Raw genomic sequence first — 12,953 nt, 5'->3', positions numbered from 1 at the left:
CCTCCACAGGTCGGGTTGGAACGATCAAACTATCGCTCGAGAACGTGTACCCGCTCATCGGCGATCACAGTTCTGCTCGCCGTCACCTCGCGTTCGCGGGCCTGCCCGGTGTCCCGCGCCCGCGCGAGCTGCCGCTGGCGGCGGCCGACGAGGGCAGCGGTCTCGACCGCCTCGGCGAGACGGTCGGAGGACGTCGGACCCATGGTCAGACGGTAGGGGAACACGCGGGTTCCGCTCAGGTGCGGAGTCCCTGGTCCGCCGAGGGATGGCTGTGGTCGGCATGGACCTGCTCCAGTCGAACAGGCGGCACGGGTGGCATCGGAGGCGATCACTGTCTGTCAGCGACAGTGATCGCCTCCGTCGTGACCACGCCGAGGGCTCGCGCCACGACCGGGTCAGCAGGCGGTGAGCGTGTCGAGGTCGAGCGCGCGCAGGGTGCCGTCGTCACCCCGGGCCGCCAGGGACCAGACGGTGGTCTCGTGGGTGGCGCCGGGCAGCCGGACCCGGTCCTCACCGGCCACGTGGAAGTGGCCGTGGGCGAGGAACCGCGGGGCGACCCCGAGGACGGCGCGGGTCATCCGCGTCATGCCGGTCTCGGCGTACGCCAGCGCCGCGGGCGACCACTGCCGCGGGTTCTCGCGCACGTTGCGGTGGAGGATCGCGCCGACCTCGGGCACGCAGTACGGCGGGCCGGGGCTGTCGTGGGTGAGCATCACGTCGGCCGGGCCGTCGGCGACGACGGCGTCGACGTGGGCGTCCAGGATCACCTCGGTCGGCCACCACTCGACCCCCTCGGGCCTCTGCCCCACGCTCATCGAGGGTGCGCCACCGAGCGCGACGAATGTCCGGCCGCCGAGCGTCCACCGGTGGCCGCGGGGCAGCATCCTGACGTGCTCCCGGACCGGGAGGGGGAGGAGGCGACCGTCGGCGCCGTACGCCCCCGGGTCGGCCCACAGCGCGTCGAGCCGGGCCCAGTCCTCGTGGTTGCCGGGCACGCAGTCGAGGCGCAGGCCGTGGCGGACGCACGCCGCCTCGATCGTGTCCAGGTAGCCCTCGGGGTCCGCGCCCATCCCGAAGCGCAGGTCTCCCAGCTGGTAGGCGGTCCCCACGTCGCCGCGCTCGCCGAGGCGGCGCAGGCAGTCCAGGACCACCTCGATCTCGCCCTCGACGTCGCCGATCAGCCCGATCCTCATGCGCCGATGATGCCGCGCGGCGAGCGGCGCGGCCGCCTAGGCTCGTGGGCACCGCCATGACGACACCACCCGAGACCCGGCCGCTCCTGCTGGCCGTCGACGCCCCCTCGCTGCTGCACCGCGCGCACCACGCGCGGGTGGCGTCCGACCAGCGCGACCGCGGGGGACGGCCGGCGTGGGCGCTGCACGGGATGCTGCTCCAGGTCCTGGAGGCGGTCGAGCGGTTCGCGCCCGACCGGGTGGTCCTCGGGTTCGACGACCGCTCCTTCTCCGAGCGCGCCGCGCGTTACCCGGCGTACAAGGCGGGCCGCGCCGAGAAGCACCCGGAGCTGCTCGAGCAGATCGACCGCGGCGCCGCGATGCTCGACGCGATGGGCCTGCACACCGTCACCCCGCCCGGCCTCGAGGCCGACGACGTCACCGCCTCGGCCGCCACCTGGGCGCGCAGCCACGGGTGGGAGTGCATCGTCATCACCTCCGACCGGGACGCCTTCGCCCACATCTCGGACTCGACCCGCGTGCTCCGCCTCATCAACGGGGGGATCGGGGCCTCCCCGCTGCTCGACCCCGCCAAGCTCTTCACGATGTACGGCGTCGAGGCCGGTCACTACCTCGACTTCGCGGCGCTGCGGGGCGACGCGAGCGACAACCTCCCCGGGGTGGCCGGGATCGGCGAGAAGGCGGCGTCGCTGCTGCTCGAGGCCGCCGGGTCGATGCGGGCGGTGTGGGCCGACATCGAGCACGCGGACGGCACCACCCTCGTCGCGGCCCTCGACTCCCTGTCCGTGGAGCGCACCGGTCGGCGGACGGGGGCCGGCGTGCTCCGGAAGCTCGCGGCGGAGGGCGCGCGGGAGCAGTTCGAGTTCAACCGCTCGATGATGGCCGGCCGCGACGACCTCGACCTCGGTCTGACCCCCGACGTACGACGCTCGACCGGCGCGCTGCCGCTCGACGAGGAGGCGGTGTCCCGGGTCGCCGGGCACCTGGGCGTCTCGACGACGACGGTGCTGGCCCTGCGGGTGCTGTGCGGGACGACGCCCGCGAGCCGCGCGGACCGTCCGTGGCTGCGGCCCGCCTGAGTCTCCACGTGCTCGGCCCGAGCGTCGGCCGACGTGCGAGCACCGACGTGCAGAAGCGGCCGGGAAGCCCGCCCCAGGGGCGATTCGGGGACTTCTGCACGTCCGTCCTGACGCACCCTCCTCGAGCGGTGGTCCGCGGGCTGGCTCAGCCCGTGTTGCGGAGCCCCGCCGCGATCCCGTTGATCGTCAGCAGCTGGGCGCGACGCAGGTCGGCGTCCACCTCGGTGCCCTCCGGCGTCTCCCGCGCCCGCCGCAGGAGCGAGGCCTGCAGGGCGTGCAGCGGCGCCAGGTAGGAGTCGCGCAGCGCGAGGGTGTGCCGCAGCGCCGGGGCGGACTCCAGCAGCTCGGACTGCCCGGTGACGGCCAGGACCTCGCGCACCGTCAGGGCGTGCTCGGTCCGGATCGTCTCGAACAGGTGGTGCAGCCCGGGGTCCGCGAGCGTGTCGACGTACGTCGCCGCGATGTCGAGGTCGGTCTTCGCCAGCGTCATCTGCACGTTGGACAGGAAGGTGCGGAAGAACGGCCAGGAGCGCACCATCTCCGCGAGCGTGTCGCCCCGGCCCGACGCCCGCGCGGCGGCGAGACCGGAGCCGACGCCGAACCACCCCGGCAGGATGATCCGCGCCTGCGTCCAGCCGAAGACCCACGGGATCGCGCGGAGGTCCTCGATGCCGCCCGGTCCGCCGGGGCGCTTGGACGGGCGGGAGCCGATGTTCATCCCGGCGAGCTCGTCGACCGGGGTGACGGCGGTGAAGAACGTCGGCAGGTCGGGGTGGCGGACCAGGGCGCGGTACGCCTCCTGGCCGGCCCCGGCGACCTCGTCCATCGCCTCGTTCCAGGTGGCCAGCAGGTCCTGCGGCAGCCGCGAGGTGCGGTGCAGGACCGACGCCTCGATGACCGCGGCGAGGGCCGACTCGAGGTTGTGACGACCGAGCATCGACAGGGAGTACTTGTCGGAGATGACCTCGCCCTGCTCGGTGATCTTGATCGGGCCGTCGAGGGTGCCGTTCGGCTGGGACAGGATCGCCTCCGCCGTCGGGCCCCCGCCGCGGCCGACCGACCCGCCGCGACCGTGGAAGAGCCGCAGGGTCACGCCGTGGGCGGTCGCGATGTCGCGCAGGGAGCGCTGGGCGCGGTGGATCTGCCACTGCGATGCCGCGATGCCCGCGTCCTTCGACGAGTCGGAGTAGCCGAGCATGATCTCCTGCACGTCACCGCGCGCCGTGACGAGCCGCCGGTACGACGGGTCCGCGAGCAGCTTCTCCAGCAGCGGGCCCGCGACCTCCAGCTCGGCGACCGTCTCGAAGAGCGGCGCGAACCCGATGCGTGCCGTCGCGGGCCGGGTCGGCGAGCCGAGGTCGACCAGGCCGGCCTCGCGGGCGAGCACCACGGCGGCGTACAGGTCGTCGACGTCGTGGGTCATCGAGACGATGTAGGTCTCGACGACCTCGGGGCCGTACGTGTCCAGGGCGGTGCGGAGCGTGGACATCAGGTCGAGGCACGCGGCGGTGTCCTCGCCCAGCCCGCCGACGGCGGCCCCGGTCAGCGGCCGGGCGGCGGCCAGCTCGCCCGACAGCAGCGCGATGCGCTGCTCGCGGGAGAGGTCGTCGTACGGCGCGTCGAGCTCGCCGAGGCGGTCGTACAGCTCGCCGAGCGCGGTGTGGTGGCGTCCCGAGTGCTCGCGGACGTCGAGGGTGGCCAGTCCGGCGCCGAGGGTGACGGCGGTGCGCAGCAGCCGCAGCACGGTCCCGTCGCCGGTGAGGCGGTCCCCGGCGGCGAGCATCGACTCGCGGACCAGCGACAGGTCCTCGACGACCTCGTCGATGCCGGCGTAGTCGCGTCCCGGCTCGTGCGGGGTGCCGTGCGCGAGACGGTCGCGGGTGCGCAGCAGCCGGACGCGCACGAAGCTCAGCTTCAGCCGGTAGGGCTCCTCGGCGTTCAGGCGGCGGACGGTCTCCCAGGTGATCGGCAGCGCCGCGGCGTCCCGCTCGAGGCTTGCGAGGAGCTCCGGGCTCGCCCCGACCACGCGGGTCGAGGTGGTCATCTCGGTGAGGGCCTGCTCGACCAGCTCGACGAGCTCGCTGAGGCCGGCGGAGTGCTGCATCCGCAGGACGTCGAGGGTGACCTCGCAGGTGACGTGCGGGTTGCCGTCGCGGTCACCGCCGGCCCACGTGCCGAAGCGCAGCGGCCGCGCCGCGGGCGGGAGCCGGACGTCGACCGCCTCCAACCGGTGGTCGAGCTCGGCCATGAGGTCGCCGACGACGTCACGGGCCAGGGAGCGGAGGAAGAACACGGCGGTCCGGGCCTCGTCCTGGGGTTGCGGCTTGACCACGCGCAGCTCGTCGGTCTGCCACAGCAGGTCGACCAGCTCGGCCAGCCGGCGCTCGTCGTGCTCCGTACGGCGCGGCGCGCGCCGCGGGTCGGCGAGGTCGTCGACCACCCCGGCGATGCGCGCCAGCAGCCGCAGCACCGACCGGCGGCTCGACTCGGTCGGGTGGGCGGTGAAGACCGGGCGGTACTCGACGCGGTCGAGCACCTCGAGGAGCAGGTCCCGGTCCAGCGACCCGTCCTCGAGGGCCGTCGCGATCCGGTCGATGCTGGCGGCCAGCGGGCCGACCTCGCCGCGCTCGAGCTCGCGCCCGCGGTGCAGCTGCTCGGCGATGTTGGCGAGCTGGAAGTAGCCGGTGAACGCCCGGGCGAGGACGACGGCGGTGGGGGCGTCGACCTCGTCGAGGACGGCGCGCAGCTCGGCGTCGTCGGGCTGCCGCGCGAGGCGGCGTACCCGCTCGACCAGGTCGAGCAGCTCGGGGCCCTCGTGACGGCGCAGTGCGTCACCCAGCAGCGCCGCGAGCCGTCGTACGGACCCCCGCAGGACGGCGTGGGAGTCGTCGGAGGACACCCCGCCGGCGAACAGCGCCGGGTCGAGGTCGCGGCGGTCGGCCTCCAGCAGGGCGTCGACGTCGGGGTTCTCGGTGCGGGTGGTCACGGCCGACATCGTCCCGTGCCCGTGTTGCGGGCGTGTGTCGCGTCCCGGTCGTGGGACGCGCCGGCTCAGTCGTCCGCGAGCTCCGGCGGGAAGCCCCCGGTGGCGATGGGGGACCAGCGGGTCGGCGTGAGGCGGATCAGGGACTTGCCCTGGTCGACCATGGCCTGGCGGTACTCGTCCCAGTCGCTGTGCTCGCCCGCGATGGAGCGGAAGTACTCCACGAGGGGCTCGACGGCCTCGGGGATGTCGAGGACCTCGATGTCGCCGTCGACCTGCACCCACGCGGCGTCGAACTCGTCGGAGAGGACCAGGACGGACCCCTTCTCGTTGCGCCGGGCGTTGGCGGTCTTCGCGCGCCGCGGGTAGGTCGCGATGACGATGCGGCCCTCGGCGTCGACCCCGCCGGTGACGGGGGAGGACTGCGGGGCGCCGTCCTTGCGGGAGGTGATGAGGACCATGTGGTGCCGGGGGCGGACGAAGTCCAGCAGCCCCTCCAGGTCGACGTGGTCGGTCGTCGCGATGTTGCGGGCCATGGGCAGCACGGTAGTCCGTGACACCTCGCACCCCACCGAAACCCCGGAGCGGTGCGAGACGTCACGGACTACCGTCTCCGGGTGCGGATCTTCGTCGCCCTGCGACCTGCCCCGGAGGTGATCGAGCACCTCGCGACCTTCCTCGAGCCCCGCCGCGACGCGGCACCGGACACCGGCTGGCGGTGGACGCCGGCCGAGCAGTGGCACGTGACGCTCGCCTTCTGCTCCGACGTCGACGACTGGCGCGTCGAGGACCTCGTCGAGCGGGTCGGGGACGCCGTCGCCCGGCGTGCGCCGCTCGACCTGCGGCTCGACGGCGGCGGGGCGTTCCCCCACCCCGACGGCGCGAAGGTGGTGTGGGCCGACCTGGCCGGCGACCGCGACGGCCTGGTCGAGCTGGCCTCGCTGAGCCGCAGCGCCTGCTCCCGGGCGGGCGCCGTCGTGGACGGCGACCGCTTCCGCCCGCACCTCACCGTCGCCCGTCTGAGCCGGCCGGGCCAGGTCAGCGACTGGGTGAAGCTCCTCGACGCGTACGCCGGGCCCGACTGGCGGGCGGACGAGGTCGAGGTGGTGGCCTCCCACCTCGGGGAGGGGCCGCGCCGCGGAGCGCGTCACGAGGTCCTCGCCAGCCTGCCGCTGGACGGTGGGCCGTGAAGGCGCCCCGCCGTACGCCGCCGAGCCTGGTCGGCCTCACCGACACCGAGCCCGGCGACGTCGATGTCGACGACGGCCTCGACGGCGTCCGCGTCACCGGCCTCGACCTCTCGGACCGGGTGCTGCACGGCGTGACCCTCCAGGAGAGCGAGCTGGTGAACGCGCGCGCCGACGGCACCCGTCTCGAGCGCTGCCGGATGCTCGACGTCCGGCTCGACGGCCTCGACGCCCCGGAGCTGGTGCTCGCCGAGGGCGTCTGGCGCGACAGCGAGGTGCTCGGCTCCCGGCTCGGCGCGCTCAGCGCCCACGGCTCAACGGTGTCCTCGCTCCGCCTCGAGCACTGCAAGGTCGCCTACCTCAACCTGCGCGGCTCGACCGTCTCCGACCTGGTCCTCACCGACTGCGTCGTCGGCGAGCTCGACCTCGCCGACGCCACGCTCGAGCGTGCGACCTTCGAGCGCTGCACGGTCGAGACCCTCACCGTCCGCGGCGCCCGGCTGAAGGACGTCGACCTCCGTGGCGCCCGGCTCGGCGAGGTCAGCCCGCCCAGCGGGCTGCGGGGCGCGACGCTCGGCACGGCCCAGCTGCTCGACCTGGCCCCCGCGATGGCGGCGGAGTCCGGCATCCTCCTCGGCTGACCCCGCTGGACCGGCCCCCCTGGACTGGCCCGGAGGCGGGGCGGGCACCGTGGACCCGTGCTCGACCGCTGGGGCTCCCTCGTCGCCCGCCGTCCGTGGACGGTGCTCCTGTCCGGCCTCCTGGTGACCCTCGTCGCCGGGATCTACGGCGCGGGCGTCTTCGGCTCGCTGTCGACCGGCGGCTTCGGCGTCGCCGGCTCCGAGAGCGAGCGGCAGGGCGAGGTCGAGCGGGAGCTGTTCGGCAACCAGGACGCCGACGTCCTCGCGCTCTACCGCGGCGAGGGCGACACGAGGCCGGGCGACCCGGCCTTCGACGCCGCCGTCGCCGACGCCGTCGCGGCCCTGCCGTCGGACGCGGTCGTCCGGGTGACGTCGTACGCCGACGTGCCGGCCTCCGCCGGTCTCGTCAGCGCCGACGGCGAGTGGGCCCAGGTGGTCCTGTCGCTGTCCGGCGAGGGCCAGGACGAGCTCATGGCCTCCTACGACGAGGTCCAGGAGCCGCTGATCGCGGGCCCCGAGGCCGACGGTCTCGAGGTCCGCCTGGCCGGGCCGTGGGCGGTGTACGACGACGTCAACGAGACCACCGCCGAGGACCTGAAGCGCGCCGAGCTGATCTCGCTCCCGGTCGTGCTGGTGCTCGCGCTGCTGATCTTCGGCAGCGCCGTGGCGGCGTCCATGCCGGTCATGGTGGGCCTGCTCGCGACGGTCGGCGGCCTCGCGCTGACCCGGCTGCTGGCGCAGGTCACGGACGTCTCGGTGTTCGCGGTCAACGTCATCACCCTGCTCGGGATCGGGCTGGCGATCGACTACGCGCTCTTCGTCGTCAGCCGCTTCCGGGAGGAGCTCGCCCGCGGTCTCGACCCGGCCGCGGCCACCCGTCGTACCGTCGTGACGGCGGGGCGCACCGTCCTCTTCTCGGGCCTCACCGTCGCCGCTGCCCTCGCGAGCCTGCTGGTCTTCCCGCTCGCGTTCATGAAGTCGGTCGCGTACGGCGGCGTCGTGGCCGTCCTCGTCGCCGTCCTGGCGGCGGTGACCGTCCTGCCTGCCGTGCTGCGGCTGCTCGGCCCCCGCGTGGACGCCGGCCGCCTGCCGTGGCGTCGCGGCCGCCCGGTGGCCGTCGACTCCCCGCACGGCGGCTGGGCTCGGCTCGCCCGGGCCGTGATGCGGCGTCCGGTCCTCGTGGTCGTCGTCCTCACCGCGCTGCTGCTGGTCGTCGCCTCGCCGTTCCTCGGCGCCCGCTTCGGCAGCGTCGACCACCGCGTCCTGCCCGAGGACTCGCCCGCCCGCGTCGCGGCCGACACCCTCGCCGACGAGTTCGGGTCGGAGACCTCGACCGCCGAGATCGTCCTCACGGGGGTCGACGAGGCCGGCGTGGCGTCGTACGCCGAGCAGCTGGGCGAGGTCGACGGCGTCGAGGCGCAGGTGCTCGACACCGTCGACGGGGCCGGCGCGGAGGGCGCCGCGCTGCTGCGGGCCAGCTGGTCCGGCAGCAGCCAGTCCCAGTCCTCGCAGGACCTGCTGCGTGACCTGCGCGAGGTGCAGCCCGACGCGGGCTCCGCCCTGGTCGGGGGCGTCACCGCGGAGTCGGTCGACACCATCGACGTCCTCGCCGAGCGGTTGCCGCTGATGGTCGCGGTGATGGTCCTGGTGATGCTCGTGCTGCTCTTCCTCGCGTTCGGCTCCGTCGTGCTGCCGCTCAAGGCGGTCGTCATGAACGTCCTGTCCATCACCGCCGCGTTCGGCGTCGTGACCTGGATCTTCGACGACGGCAACCTGTCCGGGCTGCTCGCCTTCGAGCCGATGGGGTTCCTCGACGCGACCAACCCGATCCTCATGCTGGCCGTGCTGTTCGGGCTGTCGATGGACTACGAGGTCTTCCTGCTCTCCCGCGTCCGGGAGGAGTGGGACGCCGGCGCCTCCAACACCGACGCCGTCGCCGCCGGGGTGCAGAAGACCGGCAAGATCATCACCAGCGCGGCGCTGCTGCTCGGCGTCGTCATCGGCGCGTTCGGCACCAGCGGGATCGTGCTCATCAAGATGATCGGCGTCGGCATGCTCGTCGCGCTGTTCATCGACGCCACGATCGTCCGCGCTCTGCTGGTGCCCGCGACCATGCGGCTGCTGGGGGACTGGAACTGGTGGGCCCCCGGCCCCCTGCGCCGCTGGTGGGAGCGCCACGGCCACCGGGAGGAGCCGCGCGAGCGACCCCGTGACGAGCCCCGGCAGCAGCAACTGGTCTAGACCACCCGTGTCGAAGGGTGCACTGTCGGTGGGCTCGGTGCATCCTGTGCGCCACACGAGGGGGCGTGGCCACCTCGACGACGAACGGGGACCCGCCGATGCTCACCACCTCCACCCGCCGCCGCGCATCGCGCGCGGTCGCGGTCCTCGCCTCCGGCCTGCTGGCGGTCGGTCTCGCGCAAGCGCCGTCGTCGGCGGTCGACCGGGCCTCCGGTGAGCGTGACCGCCTCAGCGTCGCCGAGCTCCGAGACCTCGCCGCCCTGGCCGACCGCGACGCCGGCGCCGAAGGCCGGGCCGGGCGCCCGCGCCGCGTCGACGTCGTCGCGGACCCGCGCGGCGACGCCGAGCGGTTCGAGGCGTCCTCCGCGCGCGGCCCGAAGCCCTACACACGACTGGCCGACCTCACGAGCGTCCGCTACAAGACGCCCTCGACCGAGGGAGGTGACCTGCGCATCACGACCCGGTGGGCCGAGCTGGTGGACGGCAGTCGCCGGGGCGTCCGACGCCAGCTCCAGGTGTCGTTCTTCTCCCCGCCCCGCTCGCAGGACGTCTACGTCGTCGAGGTCTCGACCGCCTCCGACAGGGTGCGCGTCTTCGCCCTCACGGAGGACGACTCCGTCCGTGTCCGCCCCGACAAGACGAAGGTCCGACGCACGTTCGGCCCCGGCGGCACGACCGACGTCGTGCTCTCCGGCGAGTGGCTCGACGCGCGCCGCCTCACGGGGAACACCATTGCGATCGCCGGCAGCGGTGAGGGCGCGTACGACGGGACCAACGCCACGAAGCCGCTCGTCGTGGGCCCGGTGGCCCGATGAGGGGCCTCAGCCGCGCCGCCGCACTCGGCGTCTCCGGGCTCCTGGCTCTCCCCCTCGCGCAGGGTCCGGCCCTCGCCGCGGAGGGTCCGGCCGTCGACGGTCCGTCTGCCGGTCAGCTGCGCGACCTCGCCGCGACGCTCGACGTGGGCGCCGCCTTCGCCGCCGACGAGCGCCGGAAGGCCCGCCGCGTGGACACCGTCCGCGACCCCCGCGGTGACGCGGAGCGGATCGGGATGGCGCGGGGTCCTCGGCCCTACACGCGGCTCGCCGACCTGACCGGGGTCCGCTACAAGACCCCGTCGCGTGTCGCGGGCGACGTCCGGATCACCACCCGGTGGGCCGACCTGCGCGACGGCCGTCAGCGTGGCGTGCGCAGGCAGACCCAGGTCACCTTCCTGATGGGAAAGCGTGAGGGGGAGGCCTGGTACGTCGAGGTGAGCAACGCCGACGACCGGGTCCGGGTCCACTACATCGGCAACACGAGGAGCGAGTCCCATCGCGTGCGCCCGGAGAAGGTCGTCGTCGACCGCACCTTCGGTCCTGGCGGCACGACGGACCTGGTGCTGTCGAGCGAGTGGCTGGACACCCGCCGCGTCTCGATGAACACGGTCAGCTTCGCCGGTGACTTCCGGACGTTCGACGCCACCGACCTCTCGCGGGTCCTCGACGTGGGGCCGCTCCGATGAGGTCGGCCCGCGCCGCGGGCCTGCTGGTCACGGCGCTGCTGGCCCTCGGCCTCGCCCAGCCCCCGGCGAGCGCCGACCCCGGCGTCCCGTGGGCGCAGGTCCGCCAGTGGGCGGCGTCGGTCGACCCGCCGGACCGCGGCGGCGACGAGGACGACGACTCGGTCCGGTCGCCGCTTCGCCGTTGGGCCGCCCCGGACCCGCGGGGCGACGCGGAGCGGGGCAGGTACGTCGTCCTGCGCGGCCCACGCTCCTACGTGCGGCTCGCCGACCTCACCGGCGTCGCCTACCGGACGCCGTCACGCGCGGGCGGGGACCTCGTCGTCCGGAGCCGGTGGGCCGACCTGCGGGACGCCCGCCGGCCCGGGGTGCGCCGGCAGTCGTTCTTCGTCCTGCTCCAGGAACGGGACGGGGAGCGGGCCTGGATCGTGGGCGCGACGAACTTCCGCGACGGTGTCTTCGCCTCGCGGATCGACCGGGACGGACAGGTCGACGTCGTCCCGGAGTCGGCCTCGGTACGGCGGACCTTCGGCCCGGGCGGCACGATCACGATCACCGTGTCGAGCGAGTGGCTGGACGTCGCGCGGGTGGACGCGGTCAGTGCGTCGTTCTCGCGGCGCGCGGTCGACAGGTCGCGGTACTCGCCGCTCCTCGACGTGGGTCGGGTGCGGGACTGACCGTCGGGGGCCACCGCGGAGGCGTCCGGTAGGGCAGAGTGGGGAGCCCGGTGGGCGCCGCCCCCGACGACAGTGGGGAACCCCCGATGCCCAGCACCCGTCTCGGCGCCACCGCGCTGGCCGTCCTCGCCGTCCTGACGCTGTCGGCGGGGCCCGCAGCCGTGCCGTCCTCCGCCGACGGGATCGCCGACGGGGTCGCCGACGGGGTCGCCGCCGCGGTCACCGCGCCGGACGGTGCGCGGGTGCAGGTCGTCCGGGACCCGCGCGGTGACGTGATCCGCAAGCCGCAGGACGTGCGCGGGGCCTTCGAGGCAGACCTGACCAGCGTCCGCTACCGGACCCCGTCCCGGATCGGGGGCGAGCTGCGGATCACCTCCCGGTGGGCGAGGTTGTGGAACGGCAGGCGCGAGGGGAACCCGGGCCAGCTGCTGTGGACCGAGTTCGTCGAGAGCTCGGGCACCGGGTCCTGGACCGTCTACGTCGGCAACGACGGCGACGTCCTCCTCGAGGACTACACCGGCGACGAGGGGTACACGGTGATCGTGCCCGAGCGGGCCGAGGTCGACCTCGACGTCGGGCTGGACGGTCGGATGGACCTCCGGATGTCCACCGAGTGGATGCGCGACGCCGACCCGCGGAGGGTCGAGTTCACCACGTGGGCCGGCGGCTCGTTCTCGCGTCCCCGCGACCCGGTGGCGAGGTCCCGGCCCCTGCGCGTCGGCGAGGCGCGCTGAGACAGCCGCCGGTCGTTCCTCGGGATCGCCCTGACGCTGTGCCAGAGTGCGCCCTGGGCGACAGGTCGTCTCCCGCCGAGCAGGATGGGGACCGTTCGTGCCTGTGAGTCGACGACGTCGTAGCCCGCTGGTGGTCCTGCTCCTCGTGGCGCTGCTGGGTCCGGGACCCGCGGCCGCGGCGGACGACGCCCCGCAGCGTCCGGGGACACGGTTCCACGACGTCGTCACCGACCCGCGCGGCGACGTCCACCACCCGCTGGGCGCCTCGCGCGGAGTCCGTAACCGCCACGCCGACATCCTGCGGACGTCGTACACGACCCCGAGCCGGCCGGGCGGCGCCATCCGGGTCGCGGTGACGTGGGCCCAGCTGAGGGACGGCAGCAGCGGCGGCGTCCGCCAGCAGCAGCAGCTGACGATGATGCAGCACCCGGCGACGGGCGCGACGTGGTTCTTCTGGCTCGGCAACGCCTCGGGCCCGGCCCACGTCTTCGCCGCCGGCGTCGACGGCGCGGAGGCGACCCGCGTCCGACCCCGGAACCTCGACGTGGAGCGGGTCCCGGGCGTCGGTGGCCGCACGATCGTGCGCCTGTCGACCGAGTGGCTGCCCGTCGGGCGCGTGCGCTTCTTCACCTTCTCCCAGTCCCGTGACGCGGTCGACGACGTCGACCCCTCGGTGCTGCTGGACGTGGCCCGTCGCTGACGTGGGCGACGACCGGTCAC

The 12,953-nt window shown here is 74.4% G+C and carries 13 protein-coding genes; 9 read left to right on the top strand and 4 right to left on the bottom strand.

Going from position 1 to position 12,953, the window contains the following annotated elements:
- Positions 1–29: 29 nt before the first annotated feature.
- Both Q0858_RS15195 and Q0858_RS15190 read right to left on the bottom strand, forming a co-directional pair.
- Positions 30–203: a hypothetical protein gene (locus Q0858_RS15195; protein WP_299056081.1), complete on the bottom strand. Its 174-nt coding sequence runs from the start codon at positions 201–203 to the stop codon at positions 30–32.
- A 192-nt stretch (positions 204–395) separates the two neighbouring features.
- A complete protein-coding gene (locus Q0858_RS15190; RefSeq protein WP_299056077.1) occupies positions 396–1,193 on the bottom strand; it encodes a metallophosphoesterase in 798 nt (265 codons plus the stop codon).
- A gap of 56 nt (positions 1,194–1,249) precedes the next feature.
- On the opposite strand from Q0858_RS15190, the gene Q0858_RS15185 reads away from it, so the two are divergent.
- Positions 1,250–2,272: a 5'-3' exonuclease H3TH domain-containing protein gene (locus Q0858_RS15185; RefSeq protein ID WP_299056074.1), complete on the top strand. Its 1,023-nt coding sequence runs from the start codon at positions 1,250–1,252 to the stop codon at positions 2,270–2,272.
- A gap of 145 nt (positions 2,273–2,417) precedes the next feature.
- On the opposite strand, the gene ppc is transcribed toward Q0858_RS15185, so the two are convergent.
- Positions 2,418–5,258, bottom strand: a complete 2,841-nt coding sequence (gene ppc, locus Q0858_RS15180; RefSeq protein WP_299056071.1) for a phosphoenolpyruvate carboxylase — start codon at positions 5,256–5,258, stop codon at positions 2,418–2,420.
- Between the two features lie 65 nt (positions 5,259–5,323).
- A complete protein-coding gene (locus tag Q0858_RS15175; protein ID WP_299056068.1) occupies positions 5,324–5,791 on the bottom strand; it encodes a PPOX class F420-dependent oxidoreductase in 468 nt (155 codons plus the stop codon).
- Positions 5,792–5,872: 81 nt separating this feature from the next.
- Between Q0858_RS15175 and thpR the strand changes: the two genes are divergently transcribed.
- From thpR to Q0858_RS15135, 8 genes are all read left to right on the top strand, one after another.
- Positions 5,873–6,445 (top strand): RNA 2',3'-cyclic phosphodiesterase, encoded by a 573-nt coding sequence (gene thpR / locus Q0858_RS15170; protein WP_299056065.1) that lies wholly within the window; start codon positions 5,873–5,875, stop codon positions 6,443–6,445.
- Positions 6,442–7,083 (top strand): pentapeptide repeat-containing protein, encoded by a 642-nt coding sequence (locus Q0858_RS15165; protein ID WP_299056062.1) that lies wholly within the window; start codon positions 6,442–6,444, stop codon positions 7,081–7,083. Before thpR ends, Q0858_RS15165 begins: the two co-directional genes overlap by 4 nt.
- Before the next feature lie 57 nt (positions 7,084–7,140).
- Positions 7,141–9,324 (top strand): MMPL family transporter, encoded by a 2,184-nt coding sequence (locus tag Q0858_RS15160; RefSeq protein WP_299056059.1) that lies wholly within the window; start codon positions 7,141–7,143, stop codon positions 9,322–9,324.
- Between the two features lie 65 nt (positions 9,325–9,389).
- On the top strand, positions 9,390–10,139 hold the full coding sequence (locus Q0858_RS15155; RefSeq protein WP_299056057.1) for a hypothetical protein: 750 nt from the start codon (positions 9,390–9,392) through the stop codon (positions 10,137–10,139).
- The gene (locus Q0858_RS15150; RefSeq protein ID WP_299056054.1) at positions 10,136–10,825 is read left to right on the top strand and encodes a hypothetical protein; all 690 of its coding nucleotides are present in this window, start codon (positions 10,136–10,138) and stop codon (positions 10,823–10,825) included. The genes Q0858_RS15155 and Q0858_RS15150 overlap by 4 nt, the downstream gene beginning before the upstream one ends.
- Positions 10,822–11,499 (top strand): hypothetical protein, encoded by a 678-nt coding sequence (locus tag Q0858_RS15145; RefSeq protein WP_299056051.1) that lies wholly within the window; start codon positions 10,822–10,824, stop codon positions 11,497–11,499. Before Q0858_RS15150 ends, Q0858_RS15145 begins: the two co-directional genes overlap by 4 nt.
- 86 nt (positions 11,500–11,585) lie before the next feature.
- Positions 11,586–12,233 carry a hypothetical protein gene (locus tag Q0858_RS15140; RefSeq protein ID WP_299056049.1) on the top strand — a complete coding sequence of 216 codons (648 nt, stop codon included), beginning with the start codon at positions 11,586–11,588 and terminating at the stop codon, positions 12,231–12,233.
- 97 nt (positions 12,234–12,330) lie between these two features.
- Positions 12,331–12,933: a hypothetical protein gene (locus tag Q0858_RS15135; protein WP_299056047.1), complete on the top strand. Its 603-nt coding sequence runs from the start codon at positions 12,331–12,333 to the stop codon at positions 12,931–12,933.
- Positions 12,934–12,953 lie beyond the last annotated feature (20 nt).

The sequence above is a fragment of the uncultured Nocardioides sp. genome, from assembly GCF_947489365.1.
Lineage (GTDB): Bacteria > Actinomycetota > Actinomycetes > Propionibacteriales > Nocardioidaceae > Nocardioides.
The sequence above is the reverse complement of the archived record's forward strand: the minus strand, read 5'-3'. Positions and strand labels throughout refer to the sequence as shown.

What these genes read in the sequence shown, in the direction of transcription:
- Q0858_RS15195 (WP_299056081.1), bottom strand. Translation starts at nt 203, where the DNA reads ATGGGTCCGACGTCCTCCGACCGTCTCGCCGAGGCGGTCGAGACCGCT.
- Q0858_RS15190 (WP_299056077.1), bottom strand. Translation starts at nt 1,193, where the DNA reads ATGAGGATCGGGCTGATCGGCGACGTCGAGGGCGAGATCGAGGTGGTC.
- Q0858_RS15150 (WP_299056054.1), top strand. Translation starts at nt 10,136, where the DNA reads ATGAGGGGCCTCAGCCGCGCCGCCGCACTCGGCGTCTCCGGGCTCCTG.
- Q0858_RS15140 (WP_299056049.1), top strand. Translation starts at nt 11,586, where the DNA reads ATGCCCAGCACCCGTCTCGGCGCCACCGCGCTGGCCGTCCTCGCCGTC.
- Q0858_RS15185 (WP_299056074.1), top strand. Translation starts at nt 1,250, where the DNA reads ATGACGACACCACCCGAGACCCGGCCGCTCCTGCTGGCCGTCGACGCC.
- Q0858_RS15145 (WP_299056051.1), top strand. Translation starts at nt 10,822, where the DNA reads ATGAGGTCGGCCCGCGCCGCGGGCCTGCTGGTCACGGCGCTGCTGGCC.
- Q0858_RS15175 (WP_299056068.1), bottom strand. Translation starts at nt 5,791, where the DNA reads ATGGCCCGCAACATCGCGACGACCGACCACGTCGACCTGGAGGGGCTG.